Source organism: Amycolatopsis nalaikhensis (assembly GCF_030264295.1).
In the GTDB taxonomy this organism is placed as follows: Bacteria; Actinomycetota; Actinomycetes; order Mycobacteriales; family Pseudonocardiaceae; genus Amycolatopsis; species Amycolatopsis nalaikhensis.
The window spans coordinates 9,921,287-9,944,127 of sequence record NZ_CP127173.1; the positions used below are offsets into that span (position 1 = coordinate 9,921,287).

Here is a 22,841-nt window from a genome sequence, read left to right on the forward strand (position 1 = left end):
GCCGCTCAGTGCACCACCTGGCGGCTCTCCTCCCGCGCCGCCGCGAAACCGTTCACCCACAACGACTGCACCTTTGCCGCCTCCGCCGCGTCCGGGTTGGCGTTCTTGCACGCCGTCCCCGGGCCGTGGCCCGACATCAGCTCCGTGCACGGTCCGCTGTAGTGGTCCGGCAACCCCAGGTTGTGGCCCAGCTCGTGCGCCGCGATGCGGGTCGGGTCGTAGCCCTCCGCCACCTGGCTCGTGTCCAGGTAGATGTCGCCTCGGCCATGGCCGTTCGTGTTCGTGTACGAGCCGCCGCTGTGCGTCTCGTGGAACACGATCGTCGCCCCCGTGCTCCGCTTCACCAACCTCACGTCCGTCACCGCGGCGTTCCAGTTGGCCGCCCCCTGGTCGATCTGGGCGAGGTAGTCCGGTGCGCCCGAGGAGCTGTAGTAGAGCGTCGTGACCGCGGCCGCCGAAGCGCCGGGGGCGAACCCGATGCCCATCGCCGTCGCGAGCGCCAGGGCCGCGCCGATCACCCGTCCGTTCATCGTGTCTCCTTCGTCCGGTTCAGAGAACACTTCACCGTCGTTCGCGGAATCACGTTAGAAGTCCACCGACAACGCGGCCACGGCCGAAAGTAGCTCCCTCGCGGGAGGGAGCCCGGTCCCGCCGCTGCGTGAGCCGCCCGCCCCCGCCGCCGTGGTCTGCTCTGCGGCGTGGACATCCTGCTGGGCTTGCTGACCCTCCCCCTGTACGTGCTCGTGCTGTGGCCGCTGGTCGTCGCGTCGCGGCGGGTGCTCGGCGTCCGGATCGGTGCCGTGCGCGCGCTGTGCGCCGCCGGGTTCGGGTGGCTCGTCGCCGGCGGGATCGCGCAGGCCTTCCCGCTTTCCCTGCTGCACAACGGCGGTGCCGCCCTCGGCCTGCTGATCCCGTTGGCGGGCAGTGCTTTCCTCGCGACGCTGATCTTCCTGTTCGTCGCCGAGATGGCGGTGCCCGCCGGCGGCGGGTTCGGCAGGCTGCGGTCGGTCCGGACGCGGATCTCCCGGGCCCGCCGGTACTCGCAGATCACCCGGATCGCGATCAAGCACGGCCTCGGCCGGTACCTGGCCGGCCGCCGCGAGCCGGGCCTCGCGCCCGGGCGGCACGCCAAGCTCGCCCGGTCGCTGCGCCGCGCCCTCGAGGAGGGCGGCGTGACGTTCGTGAAGCTCGGACAGCTCCTCTCCACCCGCGCCGACCTGCTGCCGCCGGTGTTCGTCGAGGAGCTCGGCAAGCTGCAGGACCAGGTCGCGCCCGCCCGCACCGACGCCGTGTGGGCGGTGCTCACCGAAGAGCTCGGCGGCTCACCCGACGACGTCTTCGCGGAGTTCGACCCCGAACCGCTGGCCGCCGCGTCGGTCGCGCAGGTCTACCGCGCCCGGCTGCGCGGTGGCGAGGACGTCGTCGTCAAGGTCCAGCGGCCCGGCGTGCGGGAGCAGGCCGAACGCGACGTCGACATCGTCCGGCGCGTCGCCGCGGCGTTGGAAGACCGCACGGACTGGGCGCGCTCGCTCGGCGTCGCCGAACTCGCCGACGGGTTCGCCGCCGCGCTGGCCGAAGAGCTCGACTTCACCATCGAGGCCCGCAACATCGCCGCCGTGGCCGCGACTTCGTGCCCGGACGTCGCGCTGCCGATCGTCCACAAAGCACTGTCCACCGAGCGCGTACTGGTGATGTCCAAACTGGACGGAAAGCCGCTCGAGACCGCCCCCAAAGCCGACCGCAAGCGCCTGGCCCGGTCGCTGCTGCGGTGCCTGCTGGACCAGGTGATGGTCGGCGGCGTCTTCCACGCCGACCCGCACCCGGGCAACCTCATGCTGCTGGCCGACGGCCGCCTGGGCCTGCTCGACTTCGGCTCGGTCGGCCGCCTCGACGCGGGCCTGCGCGGCGGCCTGCAGAACCTCGTCCTGGCCCTGGACCGCGGCGACCCGGCGGCCCTGCGCGACGGCCTCCTGGAGATCGTCGACCGCACCGGCGACATCGACGAGCAGCGCCTCGAACGCGCCCTCGGCGCCCTGGTCGCCCGGCACTTCGGGCCCGGCCGGACCCCGGACCTCGACCTGTTCACCGGCCTCTTCCGGGTCGTCGCCGACTTCCGGCTGAGCGTGCCGCCGCCGGTCGCCGCGGTGTTCCGCGCGCTGGCCACGGTGGAGGGCACGCTCGCCGCGCTCGACCCCGGGTTCGACGTCGTCGCCGAGTCACGCGCGTTCGCCGTCGAGCGGGTCGGCGCCGGGCTGCGGCCGGACTCGCTGCGCCGCACCGCCACCACCGAGCTCATGGCGCTGCTGCCGGTGCTGCGCCGCATCCCGCGCCGCGTCGACCGGATCGGCGCGGCCCTGGAGGAGGGCAGGCTGTCGGTGAACGTCCGGCTGTTCTCCGACGAGCGCGACCGCGACGTCGTGACCGGGCTGGTGCACGAGGTCCTGCTGGCGTTCGTCGGCGCGGCGACCGGGCTGATGGCGGTGTTGCTGCTCAGCGGCTCCGGCGGGCCCCGGATCCTGCCGGAGCTGACGCTGCACCAGGTGTTCGGCTACAACCTGCTGGTGATCAGCGCGCTGGTGGGCCTGCGGCTGCTGTTCGTCGTCTTCCGGCGCTCCGGACGGCGGTCAGCCCGCTGACCGCGGCGCGTACATGATCACCGCGACCCCGGCGAGGCAGAGCAGCGCGCCGATGACGTCGTAGCGGTCGGGGCGGTACCCGTCGGCGACCATTCCCCAGGCCAGCGAGCCCGCGACGAACACGCCACCGTACGCGGCGAGGATGCGGCCGAAGTGGGCGTCCGGCTGGAGGGTCGCGACGAAGCCGTACACGCCCAGCGCCAGCACTCCCCCGCCGATCCACAGCCAGCCGCGGTTCTCCCGGACGCCTTGCCAGACCAGCCAGGCGCCGCCGATTTCGCAGACCGCCGCGGCCAGGAACAGGAGGATCGACCGCAGGACCACTCCGGGATCGTAGCCCGAGGCCCGCGGTATAGGCCGTTATACGCGAAGAAGGCCGCTCCGGAGAGCGACCTTCCCTGCGAAACGAGTGTCAGACGGTGAAGCCGAGGGCGCGCAGCTGCTCGCGGCCGTCCTCGGTGATCTTCTCCGGGCCCCACGGCGGCATCCAGACCCAGTTGATCCGGAAGTCCTTGACCAGGCCGCCGGACGTCAGCGCCGCCGACGTCTGGTCCTCGATCACGTCCGTCAGCGGGCAGGCCGCCGACGTCAGCGTCATGTCGAGGGTCGCCGTGTTGTCCGGCTCCACGCGGATGTCGTAAACCAGGCCCAGGTCGACCACGTTGATGCCGAGCTTCCGGGTCGACGACGTCGCGCATGGCCTCTTCGACGTCCTCGATCTTGGCGAGGTCGAGGTCCTGCTTCGCGGTGGTCTCGGCGTCGAGGTCGGCGGCGGTGCGGCCGTCACGAGCGTCCGTGGCGGTGTCTTCGGTCATGCCTTCTCAGCTCCACTGGTCGTCCGGGCGACGGCGTCCTTGAAAGCCATCCAGCCGAGGAGGGCGCACTTCACGCGGGCGGGGTACTTGGCGACGCCCGCGAAGGCGACCCCGTCCTCCAGCACGTCCTCGTCCGGCTCGACCTTTCCCTTGCCCTGCATCAGTTCCACGAAGGCGTCCATGGTGGTGAACGCCTCTTCAAGCGTGTGGCCGACGACGAGATCCGTCAAGACCGACGTCGAAGCCTGGCTGATCGAGCAGCCCTGGCCCTCGTAGGAGACGTCGGCGACCTTCCCGTCGTCGAGCTTGACCCGCAGCGTCACCTCGTCGCCGCAGGTCGGGTTGACCTGGAACGACTCGGCGTCGAACGGGTCGCGCAGGCCGCGCCCGTGCGGGTTCTTGTAGTGGTCCAGGATGATCTCCTGGTACATGCTCTCCAGGTTCACCGCGCCACCCCGAAGAACTTCTGCGCCTCGCGGATGCCCGCGACGAGGGCGTCCACTTCGGACAGGTCGTTGTAGAGGTAGAACGACGCGCGCACGGTCGCCTGCGCGTGGCAGGCGCGGTGCAGCGGCCACGCGCAGTGGTGGCCGACGCGCACGGCGATGCCCAGGCTGTCGAGCACCTGGCCGGCGTCGTGCGGGTGCACGCCGTCGATCACGAACGACACCGTCGCGCCGCGGTCCTTCAGGTCGGTCGGCCCGATGATCCGGACACCCGGGATCGCGCCGATGCCCTCGAGGGCCGCCGCGGCGAGCTCCTTCTCGTGCGCGGCGATGCGGTCCATGCCGATGGCGGTGAGGTAGTCGACGGCCGCGCCGAGGCCGATGGCCTGCGACGTCATCGGGACACCGGCCTCGAACCGCTGCGGCGGCGGAGCGAAGGTGGAGCCCTCCATCTTGACCATCTCGATCATCGATCCGCCGGTGAGGAACGGCGGCATCGCTTCGAGCAGTTCGGTGCGGCCGTAGAGGACGCCGATGCCGGAAGGGCCGAGCATCTTGTGCCCGGAGAACGCGGCGAAGTCGACGCCGAGGGCGTGGAAGTTCACCGGGAAGTGCGGCACCGACTGGCAGGCGTCGAGCACGGTGAACGCGCCGACGGCCTTGGCCTTCTCGACGAGCAGCTCGACCGGGTTGACCGTGCCGAGGACGTTCGACTGGTGCGCGAAGGCGACGACCTTCGTGCGAGGCGTGATCAGCTCGTCCACATCGGACAGATCCAGGCGGCCGTCTTCGGTGACCTTGAACCACTTCAGCGTCGCCCCGGTGCGCTGGCACAGCTGCTGCCACGGCACGAGGTTCGCGTGGTGCTCCATCTCGGTGACGACGATCTCGTCACCCGGGCCGACCACGAAGCGCGCGGCTTCGGGGCCCGCGGTGGCGGCGTTGCCGAAGGAGTAGGCGACCAGGTTGATGCCCTCGGTGGCGTTCTTGGTGAACACCAGCTCCTCGGGGTCGGCGCCGACGAACTCGGCGATCTTCGCCCGGGCGGACTCGTAGGCGTCGGTCGCCTCTTCGGACAGCTGGTGCGCGCCGCGGTGCACGGCGGCGTTCGACGTCACGACGTAGTGCCGTTCGGCGTCGAGCACGGCTTCCGGACGTTGCGACGTCGCGCCGGAGTCCAGGTACACCAAGGGTTTCCCGTCGCGGACGGTGCGCGACAGGATGGGGAAGTCGGCCCTCAGGGCCGCCACGTCCAGTGGCAAAGAGCTGGCCGAGGTGGTGGTCATCGGGCCGACTCCTCTCGTTCTCGGTGTGTACTGGCGGAAAGTCAGAGCGACGCGGGCTCGGGCTTGCCCACGTACTTGACGTACCCGTTCTCCTCCAGCTCGTCGGCCAGTTCCTTGCCGCCCGACTCGACGATCTTGCCGCCGGCGAAGACGTGCACGAAGTCCGGCGTGATGTGCCGCAGGATCCGGGTGTAGTGCGTGATCAGCATGACGCCGACCTCGCTCGAGGCCTTGTACTGGTTGACGCCCTCGGAGACGATCCGCAGCGCGTCGACGTCGAGGCCGGAGTCGGTCTCGTCGAGGATGGCGAACTTCGGCTTGAGCAGCGCCAGCTGCAGGATCTCGTGGCGCTTCTTCTCGCCGCCGGAGAAGCCCTCGTTGACCGAGCGCTCGGCGAACTCATGCGAGATCTCGAGCTTGCCCATCTCCTCCTTGACCTCCTTGACCCAGTGGCGCAGCTTGGGGGCCTCGCCACGGACCGCGGTGGCCGCGGTGCGGAGGAAGTTGGACATCGACACGCCCGGCACCTCGACCGGGTACTGCATGGCCAGGAACAGACCGGCCCGCGCGCGCTCGTCGACGCTCATCTCGAGGACGTTCTCGCCGTCGAGCAGCACCTCGCCGGAGGTCACTTCGTACTTCGGGTGCCCGGCGATGGCGTAGGACAGGGTGGACTTGCCGGAACCGTTGGGGCCCATGATCGCGTGCGTCTCGCCCGACTTGATGGTCAGGTTGACGCCCTTGAGGATCTCCTTGGCGCCTTCCTCGGTGGTCACCGAGGCGTGCAGGTCCTTGATTTCCAGGGTTGCCATTTCTTCGTTTTCCTAAGTCAGAGGGGGACGGTCAGGCGCCAACGGCTTCGAGCTCGGCTTCGATCGCCGCTTCGAGGCGCTCGCGCACCTCGGGGACGTCGATCTTGACCAGGATCTCGTGGAAGAACCCGCGCACGACCAGGCGCCGCGCCGCCTCCTCCGCGATCCCGCGCGACTGCAGGTAGAACAACTGCTCGTCGTCGAACCTTCCCGTCGCGCTCGCGTGGCCGGCGCCTTCGATCTCGCCGGTCTCGATCTCGAGGTTCGGCACCGAGTCCGCGCGCGCCCCCGGCGTGAGCACCAGGTTGCGGTTGAGCTCGTAGGTGTCGGTGGCCTCGGCGGCCGCGCGGATCAGGACGTCGCCGATCCACACCGTGTGCGCGCCCTCGCCCTGCAGCGCGCCCTTGTACATCACGCGCGACTTGCAGTTCGGGACCGCGTGGTCGACGAAGAGGCGGTGTTCCTGGTGCTGGCCCTCGTCGGCGAAGTAGACGCCGAGCATCTCGACGTCGCCGCCCTTGTCCGCGAAGGTCGCCGTCGGCGAGATCCGGACGAGGTCGCCGCCGAGGGTGATCACGGTGTGCCGCAGCGCGGCGTCGCGGCCCAGCTTCAGGTGCTGCTCGGAGACGTGCACCGCGTCGTCGGCCCAGTCCTGGACGCTGACCACGGTGACCTTGGCGCCGTCGCCGATGACGAACTCGACGTTGTCGGCGTAGGTGCCGGAGCCGACGTGGTCGAGCACGATCACGGCCTCGGCGAACGCCTCGGCGCGGACCTGCAGGTGCCCGTAGGCGACCTGGTCCTGGCCCGGGCCGTGGATCCGCAGCACGGACGGCTTCGACGCCTTGGTCTCCTTCGGCACCGTCACGACGGTGGCCTTCTGGAACGCCGAGTACGCCTGCGCGGCGATCCGGTCGCTCGGTACGCCCGCCTCGCCGAGGCGGGCGTCGTCACGGCCGACGGTCTCGATCTTCAGCTCGGGCGCGGCCTCGGCTTCGAAGGTAATCTCGCCGGTGGCGGTGGCGCTGCCGTCGTGCAGGCCGCGGACGCGCTTCATCGGCGTGAAGCGCCAGTTCTCCTCACGCCCGCCCGGGACCTCGAAGGCCTCGACGTCGTAAGAAGTGAACCGCTCCGCGCGGGAGGCCGCCGGGATGACGGCCCCCTCGCGAAGGGCTTCGGAAACGTTGTTCTCGGTAACCGACATGACTAGCCGACGGACCCTTCCATCTGGAGCTTCGATCAGGCGGTTCAGCTCGAGCGCGTACTCCATCGGCAGCTCACGGGCGATCGGCTCGACGAAGCCGCGCACGATCATCGCCATCGCCTCGGCCTCGTCGAGACCGCGCGACATCAGGTAGAACAGCTGGTCCTCACTGACCTTGGACACCGTGGCCTCGTGGCCCATGGACACCTCGTCGTTGCGGATGTCCACGTACGGGTACGTGTCCGAACGCGAGATCGTGTCCACCAGCAGGGCATCGCAGACCACGCTGGAGCGCGAGTGGTGCGCCCGCTTCGCGACCTTGACCAGGCCGCGGTAGGACGTCCGGCCGCCGCCGCGCGCCACCGACTTCGACACGATCGTCGAGGAGGTGTACGGCGCGAGGTGCTCCATCTTGGCGCCCGCGTCCTGGTGCTGGCCCTCGCCCGCGAACGCGACCGACAGAACCTCGCCCTTGGCGTGCTCGCCCATGAGGAACACCGACGGGTACTTCATCGTGACCTTGGAACCGATGTTGCCGTCGATCCATTCCATGGTCGCGCCCTCTTCGCACTTGGCGCGCTTGGTGACCAGGTTGTAGACGTTGTTCGACCAGTTCTGGATGGTCGTGTAGCGGCAGCGGGCGCCCTTCTTGACGATGATCTCCACGACCGCCGAGTGCAGCGAGTCGGACTGGTAGATCGGCGCCGTGCAACCCTCGACGTAGTGCACGTACGCACCTTCGTCGACGATGATCAGGGTGCGCTCGAACTGGCCCATGTTCTCGGTGTTGATCCGGAAGTAGGCCTGCAGCGGGATCTCGACGTGCACGCCCTTCGGCACGTAGATGAACGAGCCGCCGGACCACACCGCCGTGTTCAGCGCGGAGAACTTGTTGTCACCGGCCGGGATGACCGAGCCGAAGTACTCCTGGAACAGCTCCGGGTGCTCCTTGAGCGCGGAGTCGGTGTCCAGGAACAGGACGCCCTGCTCCTCCAGGTCCTCGCGGATCTGGTGGTAGACGACCTCGGACTCGTACTGCGCGGCGACACCGGCGACGAGGCGCTGCTTCTCCGCCTCGGGGATGCCGAGCTTGTCGTACGTGTTCTTGATGTCCTCGGGCAGTTCCTCCCAGGAGGTGGCCTGCTTCTCCGTGGACCGCACGAAGTACTTGATGTTCTCGAAGTCGATCCCGGAGAGGTCGGCCCCCCAGTTGGGCATGGGCTTCTTCTCGAAGAGCTTGAGCGCCTTCAGTCGCGCTTCGCGCATCCACTCCGGCTCGGACTTCTTCGAGGAGATGTCGGTGACGACGTCCTCGTTCAGCCCGCGACGGGCGCTGGCGCCCGCCTCGTCGGAGTCCGCCCAGCCGAACGCGTACTTGCCAAGGGACTCGATGGTCTCTTCCTGGCTCAGTGGCGCGGTGGTGGGAGTGCGCTGCTCGGCAGCGGCAGTCATGCGGGTTTCCCTCCATTCGGGATCCGTGCTTCGCGCCCAGAGGGCACCGTGCTGCCCGGCTCGGGATGGGCCGGGTCACCCGTCGTGACGGGCACGTGTGTGGTGCACGCGGAGTCCCCGCGTGCGATGGTCGCCAGCCGCTGGACGTGGGTGCCCAGCAGCTGCGCGAACGCCTCCGTCTCGGCCTCGCACAGCTGCGGGAACTCCGCGGCGACGTGGGCGACCGGACAGTGGTGCTGGCAGAGCTGCGCCCCCACGTTCTGACTGGGTGCGGGAGCGCCGACCTGACGGGTCGACGCAGCGTAGCCCTCCCTGGTCAGCGCGGCCGCGAGGGCCTCCGCGCGTGCCGCCGGATCACTCGATCCGGTGATCGCCGAGCGGTGCGGCCCGACCAGCTTCTCGATGCGGTGCTCGGCGAAGGCGCGGACGGCGTCTTCACCGGCGTGCTCGGCGAGGAAGCGGATGGCCGAGACGGCCAGGTCGTCGTAGGCGTGCCCGAACCGGGCGCGGCCGGCCTCGGTGAGCAGGAACAGCTTCGCCGGGCGACCCCGGCCCCGGGGTCCTCGGCGCGGCGCGTCCCGCGTCTCGGCCTCGCCGTCGGCGAGCAGCGCGTCGAGGTGGCGGCGGATCGCCGTCGGGCTGATGCCGAGCTGCTCGGCGACCACGACGGCGGTCATGGGACCCTGTTCCAGCAGCAGCCGGGCGACCTCCTGGCGGGTCTTGCCCTCGGCGCTGACCTGCGACGGGACGTGCGGATGCGGGGCACGCGGCATGTCGCCGCCCGCCTGGTCACCCGCCTCCGTCTTTTTCACAACACAAGTGTGTCTTATTTCCGGATGACCCGCAAAGGCGGGGTGTCCGGCAGTGACCCGACTCACTCCGGGGCGGACCGATACCCTGCACGCGTGGCAGTGGGCGAACAGGACCAGCAGGCGGCGGCGGTCGCGACCGAGCGTGCCCACCCCGTCACGCTTTCCCCGGTCCGCCCCCTCGAACCCCTCCCCCTGGAGGCCGACGAGCAGCGCGGGCTGAACGTCGTGCGCCGCTTCGGCACGGTCGGGTCGCTCTTCCTCGCCCTGGGCTCCCTCGGCGCCGGCGCCGCCCCGGTGATCAACCCGGTGCAGGAGATCCCGGTGCTGCGGCTGTTCACCCGCATCCCGACGGTGTCGCTGGCCATCGCCATCTCCGGCATGGGCATCCTGGTGCTGAGCTGGCTGATGCTCGGCCGGTTCGCCCAGCCCAGCCGCACGCGGCTCGCGTCGCAGGGCCAGCTCGCCCGCACCATCGCGCTGTGGGTGCTGCCGCTGCTGGTCATCCCGCCGCTGTTCTCCCGCGACGTCTACAGCTACCTCGCGCAGAGCGAGATCGTGCACCGCGGGATGGACCCCTACGTGCTCGGCCCGGCGCAGGCCCTCGGCGTCGCCGACCCGTTCACCGCGGGCGTGTCGAACATGTGGCGCGAGACGCCGGCGCCGTACGGGCCGCTGGTGCTGCGCCTCGGCGGCTGGCTCGCACCGCTGGCGGGCAACAGCATCGCCGTCGGTGTCCTGCTGCAGCGGGTGCTCGCGCTCGCGGGCGTCATCCTCATCGTGTGGGCCCTGCCCCGGCTGGCGCGCCGCTTCGGCGTGCAGCCCGCGACGGCGCTGTGGCTCGGCGCGGCCAACCCGCTGCTGATCTTCCACTTCGTCGCCGGCGCCCACAACGACGCGCTCGCCGTCGGCCTGATGCTCGCCGGGCTGGAGGTGGGCATCCGGCGGCTGCCGATCCGCGTGAAGGGCGACACCCCGCCGCCGCTGGCCCGCGGTGAGCTGCTCTACATCGGACTGGGCGTCGCGATCATCACCCTCGGCGTCGCGGTGAAGCTGCCCGCGGTGTTCGCGCTGCCGTTCTTCGCGGTGATGGTGGCGCGGCGCTGGCACGGCAGGCTCAAGGACCTCTTCTACGCGGGCGCGCCGATGGCGGCGTGGTTCGGCGTGGTCCTGGTCGCGGTGTGCTTCGGCACCGGGCTCGGCTTCGGCTGGGTCGGCGCGACGTTCAACACACCCGGCCTCGTCCGGTCGTGGATCTCCCCCACCGCCGAGCTGGCCAACCTGTCGGGCGTGCTCGGCATCGCGCTCGGGCTCGGCAACCACACCAACGGCCTGGTGCCGATCCTCGGCGCGCTCGGCTACCTGGTCGCCGTCGCGATCACGTTCAAGTTCCTCTGGGACAGCTTCAAGTGGCGCTACCGGCCGATCATCGGCCTCGGCGTGTCCCTGGGCGCGGTGATGATCCTGCAGATCAACCTGCAGCCCTGGTACGTGCTGTGGGCGGTGATCCCCCTCGCCGCGGCGGCCGGGACGTCGCGCTTCCGGGTGGCCGCGGCGGTGCTGTCGGCGGCCCTGCCGTTCCTGCTCCCGCCCACGGGCAGCACCTTCGACGGCCGCCCGTACGTGCTGCCGTTCGCCTACGTCGCGGCGATCGTCGTGTGCGGCGCGGGGATGCTGATCGTCCGGCGGCTGGCGCCCGTGCTGCTGTCCAGGCCGTCCCCGCGGCTGCCCGCGCGGGCCGAGCCCGTATCGTGACCCGATGTGAGTGCCCCCGCCGTCGAGATCACCGGGCTGGTGAAAAGCTACGGCTCCACCCGCGCGGTCGACGGTCTCGACCTGCGGATGGAGCGCGGCAGCCTGCTCGCCCTGCTCGGCCCCAACGGGGCCGGCAAAACCACCACCGTCGAGCTCTGCGAAGGCTTCCTCAAGCCTGACGCGGGAACGGTGCGCGTGCTCGGCCTCGACCCGGTCCGCGAGTCGGCGGCGCTGCGCCCCCGCGTCGGCATCATGCCCCAGGGCGGCGGCGCGTACCCGGGTGTGCGAGCCGACGAGATGCTGCACTTGGTGGCCTCCTGCGCGGCATCCCCGCTGGACCCGGCGTGGCTGCTCGACGTGCTGGGGCTGGCTTCGGTGCGCCGGACGCCGTTCAAGCGCCTCTCGGGCGGGCAGCAGCAGCGGCTGTCGCTGGCGTGCGCGCTGGTCGGGCGCCCGGAGCTGGTGTTCCTCGACGAGCCGACGGCGGGCATGGACCCGCAGGCCCGCCGTCTGGTGTGGGACCTGCTGGCGGCGTTGCGCCGCGACGGCGTTTCGGTGCTGCTGACCACGCACCTGATGGAAGAGGCCGAGGCACTGGCCGACACGGTGGTGATCGTGGACCACGGCAAGGTCGTCGTCTCGGGTGCGCCGCAGTCGCTGACGATGGACGAAACGGGCGCGGCGGGGCTCCGTTTCAAGGCCCGAACGCGCCTCGACACGGCGTTGCTGACGGCGGCGCTGCCCGAGGGCTACGCGGTGCGCGAGTCGGCACCGGGCACGTACATGGTGGTGGGTGCGGTCGACCCACAGGTGGTGTCGACGGTCACGGCGTGGTGCGCGCAGCAGGGTGTGCTGCCGGAGGAGCTGCAGGTCGGCAAGCGGACGCTCGAAGAGGTCTTCCTCGAGCTGACCGGACGGGAGCTGCGGGCATGACGGTCTTCGAGCCGGGTGTGTTCACCCCCGCCCCCGGACGCGGATCGCTGGGCCGGATGCTGCGGACGCACGCGCGGGTCGAGGCGAGCCTGACCTTGCGGCACGGCGAGCAGGTGCTGCTCACACTGCTCATCCCGCTGGCGTTGCTGATCGGTTTGTCGCTTTTGGACATCCTGCCTGCCGCTCAGCTGGGTTCGGTGTCCAAGGTGGACTGGATCACGCCGCGGATCCTGGCGCTGGCGGTGATGTCTTCGGCGTTCACCGGGCAGGCGATCGCGCTCGGTTTCGATCGGCGTTATGGGGTTTTGAAGCGTCTCTCGGCTACTGCTTTGCCTCGGTGGTTGCTCGTCGCGGGGAGGCTGATCGCCGCTCTGGTCGTGGTCGTTCTCCAGTCGGTGATCATCGGTGTCGTGGCGGCTTTCCTCGGGTGGTCGCCTTCGCTCTCCGGGCTCTTCTCGGCCGTTCTGCTGCTGGTGCTGGGAACTTTGGCTTTCGGGGCTTTGGGTGTGCTCCTTGGCGGGGCTTTGCGGGCTGAGGCCGTGCTCGCTCTGGCCAACATCGTCTGGTTCGTGTTGTTGCTGGCTGGTGGGATTCTGCTGGCTCCCTCGTCGCTGCCTTCCGGGCTCGCGGTCGTCGTCGAACTGCTGCCTTCGGGGGCGCTGGCCGAGGGGATGCGGGCCGCTTTGGTCGATGGGGCTTTCGCTCCGGGGCCCATGCTGGTGCTGGCGGTTTGGGCCGTGGTCGCGGGCGCGGTGGCGTCGCGGACGACGAAGCTCACCTGAGGCGCGGCGCGGGTTGTCGTGAGTGTTTAGGGCGGTTCTAACCGCCCTAAACACTCACGAGTCCCGGCGCGGGCGTGACCTAGGTCCCTTGTGCCCGCGTGCCGGTTCTGGGCGCCGGGACCTGCCGAAAGCCCGGTTTCCGCGCGGTTCTACCATCGAGCACGTGCCGTTCACCAGCCTCGTCGCCCGCCTGCCGTTTCCGTCCGCCGCCGTGCAGCGGGCCGTCGGGATCGCCGCCGTTCTCGCGCAGGCGCTGATCGGGGTCACCGGGTCCGTCGTGCGCGTCACCGGGTCCGGGCTCGGCTGCCCGACCTGGCCGCAGTGCGTCGCCGGGAGCCTGGTGCCGGTGAACCACCCCGGCATCCACGCGCTGAACCAGTGGATCGAGTTCGGCAACCGGCTGCTGACCGGCGTCGTCATCGCCGTCGCCGCGGTCGCCGTCATCACCGCGTGGCGCGTGCAGATCGACCACCCGCGGCGCAAGCGGCTGGTGAAGCTCGCCTGGACCATGCCCGGCGGTGTCGTGCTGCAGGCCGTCGTCGGCGGGATGACCGTGCTCGCGAAACTCGAGTGGTGGACCGTCGCGATCCACTTCCTCGCCACCACTCCCCTGGTGTGGCTGGCCGTCCTGCTGCTGCGCGCGTTCCGCGAGGGCGACGAGCCCGCGCGCTCGCTGGTCCCGGCGTCCGGCCGGGGCATCCTGGTCGCGCTGGCCGTGGCGATGTGGCTGGTCCTCGCGGCCGGCACCACGGTCACCGGCGCGGGCCCGCACAGCGGCGACATCAACACCCACCGCCTGGCGATCTCCGTGGAGTCGCTCGCCCAGGTCCACGGCGGCCTGCTGGTGCTCTACCTGCTGCTGCTCGCGGTGTTCGGCCTCCAGCTGATGCGCATCGGCGCGCCGAAGGGCCTGTGGCAGCGCTACACCTGGGTGTGGGTGATCGCGGTCGCGCAGGGCGGGCTCGGTTCGCTGCAGTACGCGCTGGGCGTGCCGGAGGCGATGGTGTCGTTCCACGTGCTCGGCGCGATGGCGGTGATCATCGCGACGGCGTCACTGTGGGTCGGCAGCCGCGACCGCGGCCCGGTGACGTCGCTGACGGCGGCGCCTAAGGAACTCGCCACCGCCTGAGCAACCGGCGGCCACCCGGCCGTAACGCGCCGCGGCTACGGTCCGCCCCATGACGACGCGCTCCGCGCCCAAGCCGCTGATCTCCCACCGCCGCGGCACGGGCGAGATGATCGTGCTCAAGACGTTCCTGCTGGTGCCGTTCGCGGCGCTGCTCGTCGCGGTCCCGCTGATGTGGGGCTGGGGCATGACGTGGGTCGACCTGATCCTGGCCGCGGTGTTCTACGTGTTCGCGACACTGGGCGTGACGGTCGGCTACCACCGCTACTTCACCCACGGCGCGTTCAAGGCCTCGCGGCCGCTGCGGGTGGCGCTGGCGATCGCGGGCAGCATGGCGGTCCAGGGGTCGGTGATCTTCTGGGTGGCGAGCCACCGCAGGCACCACGCGTTCGCCGACCGCGAGGGCGACCCGCATTCGCCGTGGCTGTTCGGCACATCGCCGTCGGCGCTGCTGCGCGGCTTCTGGCACGCGCACATGGGCTGGATGTTCGCCCGCGAGGTGACCAACGCCGACCGCTTCGCCCCGGACCTGGTGGCGGACCGCGACCTGCGGGTGGTGAACCGCTACTTCTGGCTGTGGATCACGCTGAGCCTGGCCCTGCCCGCGGTCCTCGGCGGCTTGCTGTCGTGGTCGTGGTGGGGCGTGGTGACGGCGTTCTTCTGGGCCGGGCTGGTCCGGATCGCGTTCCTGCACCACGTGACATGGTCGGTGAACTCGGTCTGCCACCTGGTCGGCGAGCGCCCGTTCGCCAGCCGAGACCGGGCGGCGAACTTCTGGCCGCTGGCGTTGTTGTCGATGGGCGAGTCGTGGCACAACTCGCACCACGCGGATCCGACGTGCGCGCGGCACGGCGTGCTGCGGGGGCAGGTGGACGTCTCGGCCCGGGTGATCCGGACTTTCGAGCAGCTCGGCTGGGCGACCGATGTGCGGTGGCCGAGGGCCGATCGGCTGGCGGCCAAGCGCGTAAGTGCTTCAGCTTAATGTGCCTGCGACGACACGAAAGAGATATGTCCGGCTCGATCGTGTCGTTCGCTTTCTCTTACGGTGAGCCACCTTCCGATCGACAAAGGAGACTCACGTGGAACCCAAGTCCGACGTCCGGCACGGAAAGCTTCGGCAGATCGCAGCGGCAGGCGCTGTGGTCCTCGCGGTGGGCGGGCTGTTAGCCCCGGTGTCGACCGCCCCGGCACCGGTGAACACCACCGTCACATTCGCCGCGTCCGCCAAGCCCGGCGGTGGCGGTGGCGGCGGCAACACCGGCAACTGATAGAGCCCGGGTCAGCGCACGGGGCAGGAAATCCTCGTCACCAGACGTGGCACCACGGGTGGTCACGAGGATTTCCACCTGAAGGCGATGCCGTAGTTCTCCCGTGGATGACACCCTTCGGCGAAGGTGTGCCGGACGAAACCGTCCTCGACGGAAAGCAGGTGTGGATCACCGTCCGGCGGTTGACGCGTTCGCTCGAAATCCAATTGTTCCGCATACCACCAGCACGCCGCGGGAAGGCATCTCGCGTCGAAGCTCAGCTGGATGGTCAGGCCACCGACCGGCTTGCCACCCGTATCGCGTTCGCCGGGCGCGATGCCGTGGTGGTCGATCTCGACGTCGAGCCAACGGCGTTCTTCATCGAGGTGCCCGTCGAGCGCCTCGGACACGAAGCTGTAGCGCTCACCCTTCCGCAGCGTCCGGCGAAAGCGCAGGCGCGCCTGCGCCGGATCACCGGGATGGGGACCGCGGGATGCGACCAGACGGCACGCCCAAAGGGCCGTCACCGGTATCTCTTCCAAGTCGTGTGTCCAGCCGGTAAGGGCATGGACGTCATAACCGTCGACGCCGTCCTCACACGCGATGATGTCGCGTTCGGTGATCCTTCGCCGCACGGTTCGGCGGTGCATGACCGCGGTGACGACCATGCGTTCCACGAACACCGGCTGCGCCCCTCTCGAAGCAGCTCGCGCCCGCCAGCCGACGCGCTCGTCGTTCGCGACTTCCATCGCCGCTCGCCCGATGTCGATGTAGCCTCGCCAGCCCGGCTCGTCCAGCGAAGCCAGTTTCTCCGCAAGGCCGACGGCCAACGCGGTGAGCGCCCACCGCCAGGCTTGGTGCATCGGAGTCGTGGTGGTGGGCGACGGATCGCCGAAGACACCCGGTAGCACCATCAACTGCCGGAAGCGGTCGCCCAGCGTGGCCTTCCATCCGGTCTCGCCCGGCGCCGGCGGTACCCGGAACGCGGCCATCAATGCGCTGCGGCGGCGCGTGTTCCCGGCGGCGGCGATCTCGTCGACGATCAAGCCCCACAGGGCGAGTGCTCGCGACTCGATCGTCTCCGCGGAAAGGGACGCCGTCGGTGCCGCCAAGGCGCCAAGCACGGCAGCCGACTCGCTCGCCGGTTCTTCGATCGCGCTGCGGAGGAATTGCAGCGGCTCGCCGTCTTTGCGTCTCGCCAGCCAGCGGAGCGCGGCTTCGATTTCCGCCGGCGAAGTCGTCTCCTCGACATGCTCGCTGTCCATCCGGATGGTCACGGCGCCCTCCGCTACCCCGACGAAGATCGACAATTCACAACAAGCCTGGACAACGGCGCGATCGGTGACGACAAGGGAGACGCAACGAGAAACTCATCCCGAGAACAAAAGATCATTTCCGCTGCCTCGCGCCACCAGTCACCATTGCCCGTGCGTACTAGTACACCGATAAAGGGGTAGCACAGTGGCCAAGGAAAGAACAAGCAAACCCCCGCGCGACCGCAGGCTGCGGGAGTTGGTCAAGGCCGGTCTGACCGGGGTCGGCGGACTCTACCTGCTCACCGGCTCGCTCGCCGTGACCACAATCGGCGCGGTTGTCGCGCTCGCGCTGGCTGCCGTGCAGCAGGCCGCGCGATGATTACGTCAGTTGCTGCCGCACCGCCGAGGCGAACCGCATCGCTGCCGACGGGTCCGTCTGGCGGAAGCCCAACGACGGCTCCGTCAGCTCCAGCTCCAGCAGCAACGGCTTCCCGTCCGCACCCCGGACCACGTCCACCCGCGCGTACAGCAGCTCCGCCCGCAGGATGCCCAGCACCGCCGTCGCCGCGTCAAGCACGTCCTCCGCCAACGCCACCGCGTCCGAAGGCGGCGAAGCCGGGGCCAGCTCCTCCGACAGGTACAGCCCCGAAGCGTCCATTGTGGAACCCAGCATCGCGCCCTTGGCGAACGCGTGCGAGTAGATCCCGCCCAGGTACACCAACGCCAGCTCACCGGATGTGTCCACACTGGACTGATACGGCTGGATCAACGCCGTGTGACCCTCGGCGTGCAGCGACGCCAGGTGCGCCGAAGCGTCTTCACCGGCAGCGAAACGCGCCGCGCCGCGGGAACCCGCGCCGACAGACGGCTTCACCACGAAGTCCGATGACGGGAACCGCGCCTTGTCACCCGGCTCGACCAGCGAGGTCGGGACCACCGCGACACCCGCGTCGAGCAGCTCCGCCAAGTACGACTTGTCCGTGTTCCACCGCACCACCGCCGCGGAGTTGAACAACGACGGCACCGACTCGCACCAGTCCAGGAACTCGGCCCGGCGCGGTGCGTAGTCCCAGGTCGCGCGCAGCATCACCGCGTCGGCCGACGCGAAGTCCGCCCCCGAGTCCCAGGCCGCCCACGACACCGTGAAACCCAGTTCGCTCAGGGCCGGGAGCACCGCGTCGTCGTCTCCGTCGCCCGACGGCAGCTCCGCGCAGCTGACCAGGATCGCGCTGCGGCTCACCGGCCCGCCATCTTGCGGCGGTGCTCCGGGCCGATCTTCGTCGCCTGGACCGTCTCGGCGTCCCACTCGGCCGCTTCGAGGTCCTCGACGGCCTCGACCAGCGCCTCGCCGGTCGCGACGCTCGGCACCACGACGTCGCCCAGTGCGCCGTCGGCTCCGACCAGCACCACCCGGGCGCCCGCCCGGCCGATGTTCTCCACCACCGCACGGGACGGCTTGCCGTGCGCCTTCACGAACTTGCGCGCCGCGCCCAGCTGCGCACCCGACGGCGGGACGACGGTCTCTTCCGAATCAGCCACGTCCCGAACGATAACCAACAACCGGCCCGGGCGCGGAACAGCGTGGCGTCGGCCATAGTTGTGCCTGGGAGAACCCGACCCGAGGAGGACGCATGCCCACCGCAGTGCAGGTGACGAAGACCGGCGGCCCGGAAGTGCTCGAACCGGCCGAAGTGGACGTCCGGGCCCCGGAGGCCGGCGAGCTGCTGGTCGACGTCGCCGCGGCCGGCGTCAACTACATCGACACCTACCAGCGCCAGGGCATCTACCCGATGGACGTGCCGTTCGTGCTGGGCCTCGAGGGCGCGGGCACGGTCGTGGAGGCGGGCGCCGAAAGCGGCTTCGCCCCGGGCGACCGCGTCGCCTGGCAGGGGTCGATCGGCAGCTACGCGGCACGCAAGCTCGTGCCCGCGTCGGTGGCGGTGAAGGTGCCCGAAGGCGTCTCCCTCGAGACGGCGGCCGCGACGATGCTGCAGGGCATGACGGCGCACTACCTGGTGGCGTCGACGTTCGAGGTCAAGCCGGGCCACGACGTACTCATTCACGCGGCGGCGGGCGGCGTCGGGCTGCTGCTGGTCCAGCTGGCGAAGGCGCGCGGGGCCCGCGTGATCGGCACGGTGTCGACCGAGGAGAAGGCGAAGCTGGCCCGCGAAGCCGGCGCCGACGAGGTCATCCGCTACGACCGCGAGGACTTCGCCAAGATCACCCGCGACCTCACCGGCGGCGAGGGTGTGGACGTCGTTTACGACGGCGTCGGCAAGGACACCTTCGACGGCAGCCTGGCCAGCCTGAAGGTCCGCGGGCTGCTGGCCCTGTTCGGCGCGTCGAGCGGCCCGGTGCCGCCGGTGGACCCGCAGCGCCTCAACTCCGGCGGCTCGCTCTACCTGACTCGCCCGACGTCGGCGCACTACACGCGCACGCGCGAGGAGATCGACTGGCGCTCGAAGGAGCTGTTCGACGCGATCCAGGCGGGCGAGCTGACCATCCGCATCGGCGGCAAGTACCCGCTCGCCGACGCCCGCCAGGCCCACGAGGACCTGCAGGCCCGCCGCACCACCGGCAAGCTGCTGCTCATCCCCTGACCGGCACTTTCCCGTGAAAAGTGCCGCCCGGGGCGGCGCTTTCACGGGGAGAGCCCTCAGCCCTTGTCGGTCGGGACCGAGACGGCGTCGGTGACGAAGACCAGCGTCTCGTTGGGCTCGATGCCGCGGCCGCCCTGGCCGTAGGCCAGGTCTGGCGGGATGATCAGCAGCCGGCGGCCGCCCTGCTTGATGCCCTCCAGGCCCTTGTCCCAGCCCGGGATGACCTCGCCCGCGCCGAGGTTCAGGTCGAACGTCTCGCCGCGGTCGTAGGAGTTGTCCAGCACCTTCCGGTCCGACCACGTCACCAGCAGGTAGTTCATCTTGAGCGGCTGGCCGGCCTTCGCGCCGTTGCCGGTGCCCTCCGACAGGTCCTTGGTGATCAGCTTCTTCGGCGGGTCGCAGTCGTCGGGGATGGTGATCGCCGGCTTCTCGCCGAACTTGCCCGTCGTCTTGATGTCGTCCGCGGTGCACTCGCGGCCCTTGCTCTGGGTCGCCTGGGCGGCGTCGGACGACGGCACGGACGGGCCCGCCGGGGCGGCCGTCTGGGTCTTGGCGTCCTGGCCGCACGCGGCCAGCGACAACGCCGCCGCGGCGACGACCACGATCTTCCCGATCTTCTGCATGCGAGGCACCCTAGCCAAGCACGGAGAGTGCCGGAACGTCGTCACCGGTCCGGACCACGCCGAGCCGCCGGGTGGCGCGCGTCAGCGCGACGTACAGGTCGTTGAGCCCGCGCGGCGAACCCGCGACGACCTCGTCCGGCGCGACCAGCACCACCGAGTCGAACTCCAGGCCCTTCGCCCGCTCGACGGTCAGCACGCTCAGCCGTTCGTCGGGCGAGCCGAGCAGCGCGGACACCTCATCCAGCCGGCCGGACGGCACCAGGACCGCCACCGTGCCACCGTCCACTTCGGACAGCTCGCGCGCCGCCAGCCCCGGCAGCTCCGAGACGGGAGCGCGCACCGACCACGGCGGCACCCCGGTCTCCCGCACCGAAGACGGCGCCGACAGCGCCGGATCCACCTCCGCGAGCACCCGCGCGGCGACGGCCATGATCTCGGCGGGCGTCCGGTAGTTCACGGTCAGCTGCTCCAGCCGCCACCGGACCTCGACGTAGGGCGAGAGCACCTCGCCCCACGACCGCGCGCCCCCGGCGGCGCCGGTCTGCGCGACGTCCCCGACCAGCGTCATCGACCGGTTCGGCGAGCGCCGCATCAGCAGCCGCCAGTCCATCGCCGACAGCTCCTGCGCCTCGTCGACGATCACGTGCCCGAACGTCCACGTCCGGTCCTGCGCGGCGCGCTGGGCGGCGGTCAGCTCGCTGCGCGCCTGCTGGCGTTCGGCGAACAGCTCGGCGTCGAGGACGTCGGAGACGCGCAGCAGCTCCTCGTCGATGATCTCTTCGTCCTGCTCGAGGATGTCGAGCACGCCCTCGGCGTACGCGCGATCCTCGCGCTCACGGCGTTTGCGCTCGACGCGGGCCTCGGTGTCGTCGACGCCGATCAGCTCGGCCAGCTCGTCGAGCAGCGGCACGTCGGCGGGCGTCCAGCGCGCGTCGCGGCCGCTCTCCAGCAGCGCGCGGTCTTCCTCCGGCAGGAGCTTCCGGGCGGCGCTGTCGAGCCGTTCGCGGTCGGCGAACAGGTCGTCGAGCACGCCTTCGGGCGTCAGCACCGGCCACAGTTCGTTCAGCGCCGCCGCGATGTTCTCGTCCGCGGCGAGCTCGGCGCGGATGTCGGCCAGGTCCTGGCCGTCGAGGAGGTCCTCCCCGAGCTTCCGGGCGGCCTGGCGGGTCAGGGCGTCGAGGACGTCGGAGACGAAGAGGCGCCGCGCGGGGTTGTGCGGGCGCCGCGACCGGCGGGCGCGGGTGCGGGCGTCGGTGCAGGTCTTGCGGTCGAGCTTGAGGACGTCGTGCTCGTACTCGATCTCCATGACCGGTTCGGGCACGCGCTGGCGGTCGCGGACGGCGTTGGCCAGCACGTCGGCCATCACCAGCCGCCCCTTGACCTCGGTGGTTTCGCGCGGCTCGACGCCGTCGGCGTCCAGGCCCGGGTAGAGCTGGCCGATGGTGGCGAGCAGCACGCCGGTCTCGCCGAGCGACGGCAGGACCTGGCCGATGTAGCGCAGGAAGGTACTGTTCGGGCCGACGACGAGCACGCCGCGGGTGGTGAGCTGCTGGCGGTGCGTGTAGAGCAGGTAGGCGGCGCGGTGCAGCGCGACGGCGGTCTTGCCGGTGCCGGGACCGCCTTGCACGACCATGACGCCGCCGAGCGGCGCGCGGATGATGCGGTCCTGCTCGGCCTGGATGGTGGCGACGATGTCGCTCATCTCACCGGTGCGACGCTGTTCGAGCGCGGCCAGCAGCGCGGCCTCCCCGGCGAGCCCGAGGTCTTGACCTTGGTCGGCGGCGGTGAGGTCGAGGATCTCGTCGTCGAAGCCGGTGACCTTGCGGGTCAGCGACCGCAGGTGCCGCCGCCGTCGCACGCCTTCGGGCGACGCGGCGGTGGCGAGGTAGAAGGGCCGCGCGACGGGCGCCCGCCAGTCGACGAGGAGGGGCTTGTAGTCGTCGTCCTCGTCGAACAACCCGAGGCGGCCGATGTAGGTGGTTTCCTCGGCGCTCTCGGGGACGAAGTCGAGGCGCCCGAAGGCCAGCCCCTGCTCGACGGAGCCGAGCTGGGCGAGCCGGTCGGTGTAGAGGGTGGTGGCGACGTCGCGTTCGGTGCGCGCCTGCGGGGTGCCGCCGGTCTGCCGGAGGGTCTCGTCGAGGCGGCGCTGGGCGTCGAGGCGCTCGGCGTCGAGCTTCTCGTAGAGGGTGGTGACGTACGCCTGCTCGCGGGCGAGCTCGGCGGTGAAGTCGTCCGAAGACAAAGATCCTGCTTTCGCCTCAAGGAAAAGAGCCGAACAAGTCTAACGGTCACTGCTGCGCGATCATTCCGGCCGGAGGTCGCAGTACGGGTAGATCTCGCCGGGCCGGCCGGTGACGGGAAGCACCCGCTCCCCCACCGCGCACGACACGCTCGACGGCGGCAGCTGCTCCCCGCCGGTGAGGTGCCCGGAGGAGTCGCGGAAGAGCACGGCAGCTCCGCGGCTGGTCAGGGCCCGGCAGTTCGCCGAGGAGTAGCGAACGCCACCCGGCACGACGACAGCGCTCACCGGCGTGAAGCCGCCGAGAGCCTCGGGCGCGAGCCAAACCGTCGAACCGACCACCGGCCGGTCGAGCGCGACCCCGATCCGCTCCCCCGGGAGCAGCACCGGTACCTCGACGGTCCGGCCACCGGACGTGACCGGGATCCGGTACGCGGCCAGCGTGCTGGTGTTCTCCAGCACAGCGGCACCCGGCCCCTGTTCGGCGACGCGGACAGCGCCGCCGTCGGGTGCCGGGCCGGGGAGGGCCGTGATCCGGGACGGGATGGCGCAGCCCGTGCCGAGCAGCTGGTTCGTGTCGAGCGACACCCTGCCGCGACCGAGGAGGGCCAGCAGCCCGAAGACGACGACCGCGACCGCGCCGACGCCGATCTTCTTGATCATCGGAGTTCTCACGAACCGGCCACCACGGAGACCATGGTTCGCGCGGCGGACTGCCAGGTCGTGGTCTCGCCACAGCCCGTTCCTCGGGGATCCTCCGCGTCGCCGAGCAGCTCCGCCACCCGCTCGGGTGATGACGTGTGGTCGGCGCCGACCTCGG

The 22,841-nt window shown here is 70.6% G+C and carries 22 protein-coding genes and 2 pseudogenes; 9 read left to right on the forward strand and 15 right to left on the reverse strand.

Going from position 1 to position 22,841, the window contains the following annotated elements; all coding sequences use genetic code 11:
• Positions 1 to 5 precede the first annotated feature (5 nt).
• The gene (locus QP939_RS48175) at positions 6 to 530 is read right to left on the reverse strand and encodes a snapalysin family zinc-dependent metalloprotease (protein ID WP_285453660.1); all 525 of its coding nucleotides are present in this window, start codon (positions 528 to 530) and stop codon (positions 6 to 8) included.
• 168 nt (positions 531 to 698) lie between these two features.
• Here QP939_RS48175 and QP939_RS48180 point away from each other — a divergent pair, with 168 nt between their 5' ends.
• A complete protein-coding gene (locus QP939_RS48180; protein ID WP_285453661.1) occupies positions 699 to 2,636 on the forward strand; it encodes an ABC1 kinase family protein in 1,938 nt (645 codons plus the stop codon).
• Here QP939_RS48180 and QP939_RS48185 read toward each other — a convergent pair.
• From QP939_RS48185 to QP939_RS48220, 8 genes and pseudogenes are all read right to left on the reverse strand, one after another.
• The gene (locus QP939_RS48185) at positions 2,625 to 2,960 is read right to left on the reverse strand and encodes a YnfA family protein (RefSeq protein WP_285453663.1); all 336 of its coding nucleotides are present in this window, start codon (positions 2,958 to 2,960) and stop codon (positions 2,625 to 2,627) included. The two genes, QP939_RS48180 and QP939_RS48185, sit on opposite strands and share 12 nt — an antisense overlap.
• Positions 2,961 to 3,048: 88 nt before the next feature.
• Positions 3,049 to 3,451 (reverse strand): annotated as a pseudogene (locus QP939_RS48190) (metal-sulfur cluster assembly factor).
• Entirely contained in the window at positions 3,448 to 3,897 is a 450-nt protein-coding gene (gene sufU / locus QP939_RS48195) for a Fe-S cluster assembly sulfur transfer protein SufU (protein WP_072477978.1), read from the reverse strand. Before sufU ends, QP939_RS48190 begins: the two are co-directional and overlap by 4 nt.
• On the reverse strand, positions 3,894 to 5,183 hold the full coding sequence (locus QP939_RS48200) for a cysteine desulfurase (protein ID WP_285453666.1): 1,290 nt from the start codon (positions 5,181 to 5,183) through the stop codon (positions 3,894 to 3,896). Before QP939_RS48200 ends, sufU begins: the two co-directional genes overlap by 4 nt.
• 41 nt (positions 5,184 to 5,224) lie before the next feature.
• Positions 5,225 to 5,995 carry a Fe-S cluster assembly ATPase SufC gene (gene sufC / locus QP939_RS48205; RefSeq protein WP_285453667.1) on the reverse strand — a complete coding sequence of 257 codons (771 nt, stop codon included), beginning with the start codon at positions 5,993 to 5,995 and terminating at the stop codon, positions 5,225 to 5,227.
• A 31-nt stretch (positions 5,996 to 6,026) separates the two neighbouring features.
• Positions 6,027 to 7,199, reverse strand: a complete 1,173-nt coding sequence (sufD, locus tag QP939_RS48210; protein WP_285453668.1) for a Fe-S cluster assembly protein SufD — start codon at positions 7,197 to 7,199, stop codon at positions 6,027 to 6,029.
• A 2-nt stretch (positions 7,200 to 7,201) separates the two neighbouring features.
• Positions 7,202 to 8,651 (reverse strand): annotated as a pseudogene (gene sufB, locus QP939_RS48215) (Fe-S cluster assembly protein SufB).
• Positions 8,648 to 9,424 carry a helix-turn-helix transcriptional regulator gene (locus QP939_RS48220; protein WP_285460009.1) on the reverse strand — a complete coding sequence of 259 codons (777 nt, stop codon included), beginning with the start codon at positions 9,422 to 9,424 and terminating at the stop codon, positions 8,648 to 8,650. Before QP939_RS48220 ends, sufB begins: the two are co-directional and overlap by 4 nt.
• 138 nt (positions 9,425 to 9,562) lie before the next feature.
• On the opposite strand from QP939_RS48220, the gene mptB reads away from it, so the two are divergent.
• The 6 genes from mptB (at position 9,563) to QP939_RS48250 (ending at position 15,324) form a co-directional block, all read left to right on the forward strand.
• On the forward strand, positions 9,563 to 11,215 hold the full coding sequence (mptB, locus tag QP939_RS48225) for a polyprenol phosphomannose-dependent alpha 1,6 mannosyltransferase MptB (protein WP_285460010.1): 1,653 nt from the start codon (positions 9,563 to 9,565) through the stop codon (positions 11,213 to 11,215).
• Positions 11,216 to 11,221: 6 nt separating this feature from the next.
• On the forward strand, positions 11,222 to 12,148 hold the full coding sequence (locus QP939_RS48230) for an ABC transporter ATP-binding protein (RefSeq protein WP_285453669.1): 927 nt from the start codon (positions 11,222 to 11,224) through the stop codon (positions 12,146 to 12,148).
• Positions 12,145 to 12,930 (forward strand): ABC transporter permease, encoded by a 786-nt coding sequence (locus tag QP939_RS48235; RefSeq protein WP_285453670.1) that lies wholly within the window; start codon positions 12,145 to 12,147, stop codon positions 12,928 to 12,930. Before QP939_RS48230 ends, QP939_RS48235 begins: the two co-directional genes overlap by 4 nt.
• 163 nt (positions 12,931 to 13,093) lie before the next feature.
• Positions 13,094 to 14,059: a COX15/CtaA family protein gene (locus tag QP939_RS48240; RefSeq protein ID WP_285453671.1), complete on the forward strand. Its 966-nt coding sequence runs from the start codon at positions 13,094 to 13,096 to the stop codon at positions 14,057 to 14,059.
• Between the two features lie 49 nt (positions 14,060 to 14,108).
• A complete protein-coding gene (locus QP939_RS48245) occupies positions 14,109 to 15,038 on the forward strand; it encodes an acyl-CoA desaturase (RefSeq protein ID WP_285453672.1) in 930 nt (309 codons plus the stop codon).
• Positions 15,039 to 15,135: 97 nt separating this feature from the next.
• Entirely contained in the window at positions 15,136 to 15,324 is a 189-nt protein-coding gene (locus QP939_RS48250) for a hypothetical protein (RefSeq protein ID WP_285453674.1), read from the forward strand.
• A 62-nt stretch (positions 15,325 to 15,386) separates the two neighbouring features.
• Here the strand turns inward: QP939_RS48250 and QP939_RS48255 are convergent, their stop codons facing one another.
• Entirely contained in the window at positions 15,387 to 16,580 is a 1,194-nt protein-coding gene (locus QP939_RS48255; protein WP_285453676.1) for a hypothetical protein, read from the reverse strand.
• Positions 16,581 to 16,764: 184 nt separating this feature from the next.
• Between QP939_RS48255 and QP939_RS48260 the strand changes: the two genes are divergently transcribed.
• Positions 16,765 to 16,938, forward strand: a complete 174-nt coding sequence (locus tag QP939_RS48260; RefSeq protein WP_285453678.1) for a hypothetical protein — start codon at positions 16,765 to 16,767, stop codon at positions 16,936 to 16,938.
• Here the strand turns inward: QP939_RS48260 and QP939_RS48265 are convergent, their stop codons facing one another.
• The gene (locus tag QP939_RS48265) at positions 16,939 to 17,799 is read right to left on the reverse strand and encodes an ATP-grasp domain-containing protein (RefSeq protein ID WP_285453679.1); all 861 of its coding nucleotides are present in this window, start codon (positions 17,797 to 17,799) and stop codon (positions 16,939 to 16,941) included.
• Positions 17,796 to 18,098, reverse strand: coding sequence for a hypothetical protein (locus tag QP939_RS48270; protein ID WP_285453680.1), 303 nt, complete (start codon positions 18,096 to 18,098; stop codon positions 17,796 to 17,798). The genes QP939_RS48265 and QP939_RS48270 overlap by 4 nt, the downstream gene beginning before the upstream one ends.
• 92 nt (positions 18,099 to 18,190) lie before the next feature.
• Between QP939_RS48270 and QP939_RS48275 the strand changes: the two genes are divergently transcribed.
• Positions 18,191 to 19,159: a quinone oxidoreductase family protein gene (locus QP939_RS48275; RefSeq protein WP_285453681.1), complete on the forward strand. Its 969-nt coding sequence runs from the start codon at positions 18,191 to 18,193 to the stop codon at positions 19,157 to 19,159.
• 56 nt (positions 19,160 to 19,215) lie between these two features.
• On the opposite strand, the gene QP939_RS48280 is transcribed toward QP939_RS48275, so the two are convergent.
• The 3 genes from QP939_RS48280 to QP939_RS48290 are packed head-to-tail and all read right to left on the reverse strand — an operon-like array spanning position 19,216 to position 22,696.
• A complete protein-coding gene (locus QP939_RS48280; RefSeq protein WP_285453682.1) occupies positions 19,216 to 19,782 on the reverse strand; it encodes an FKBP-type peptidyl-prolyl cis-trans isomerase in 567 nt (188 codons plus the stop codon).
• Positions 19,783 to 19,792: 10 nt separating this feature from the next.
• Positions 19,793 to 22,024, reverse strand: a complete 2,232-nt coding sequence (locus tag QP939_RS48285) for a HelD family protein (protein ID WP_285453683.1) — start codon at positions 22,022 to 22,024, stop codon at positions 19,793 to 19,795.
• A 60-nt stretch (positions 22,025 to 22,084) separates the two neighbouring features.
• Entirely contained in the window at positions 22,085 to 22,696 is a 612-nt protein-coding gene (locus QP939_RS48290; protein ID WP_285453684.1) for a hypothetical protein, read from the reverse strand.
• Positions 22,697 to 22,841: the final 145 nt, after the last annotated feature.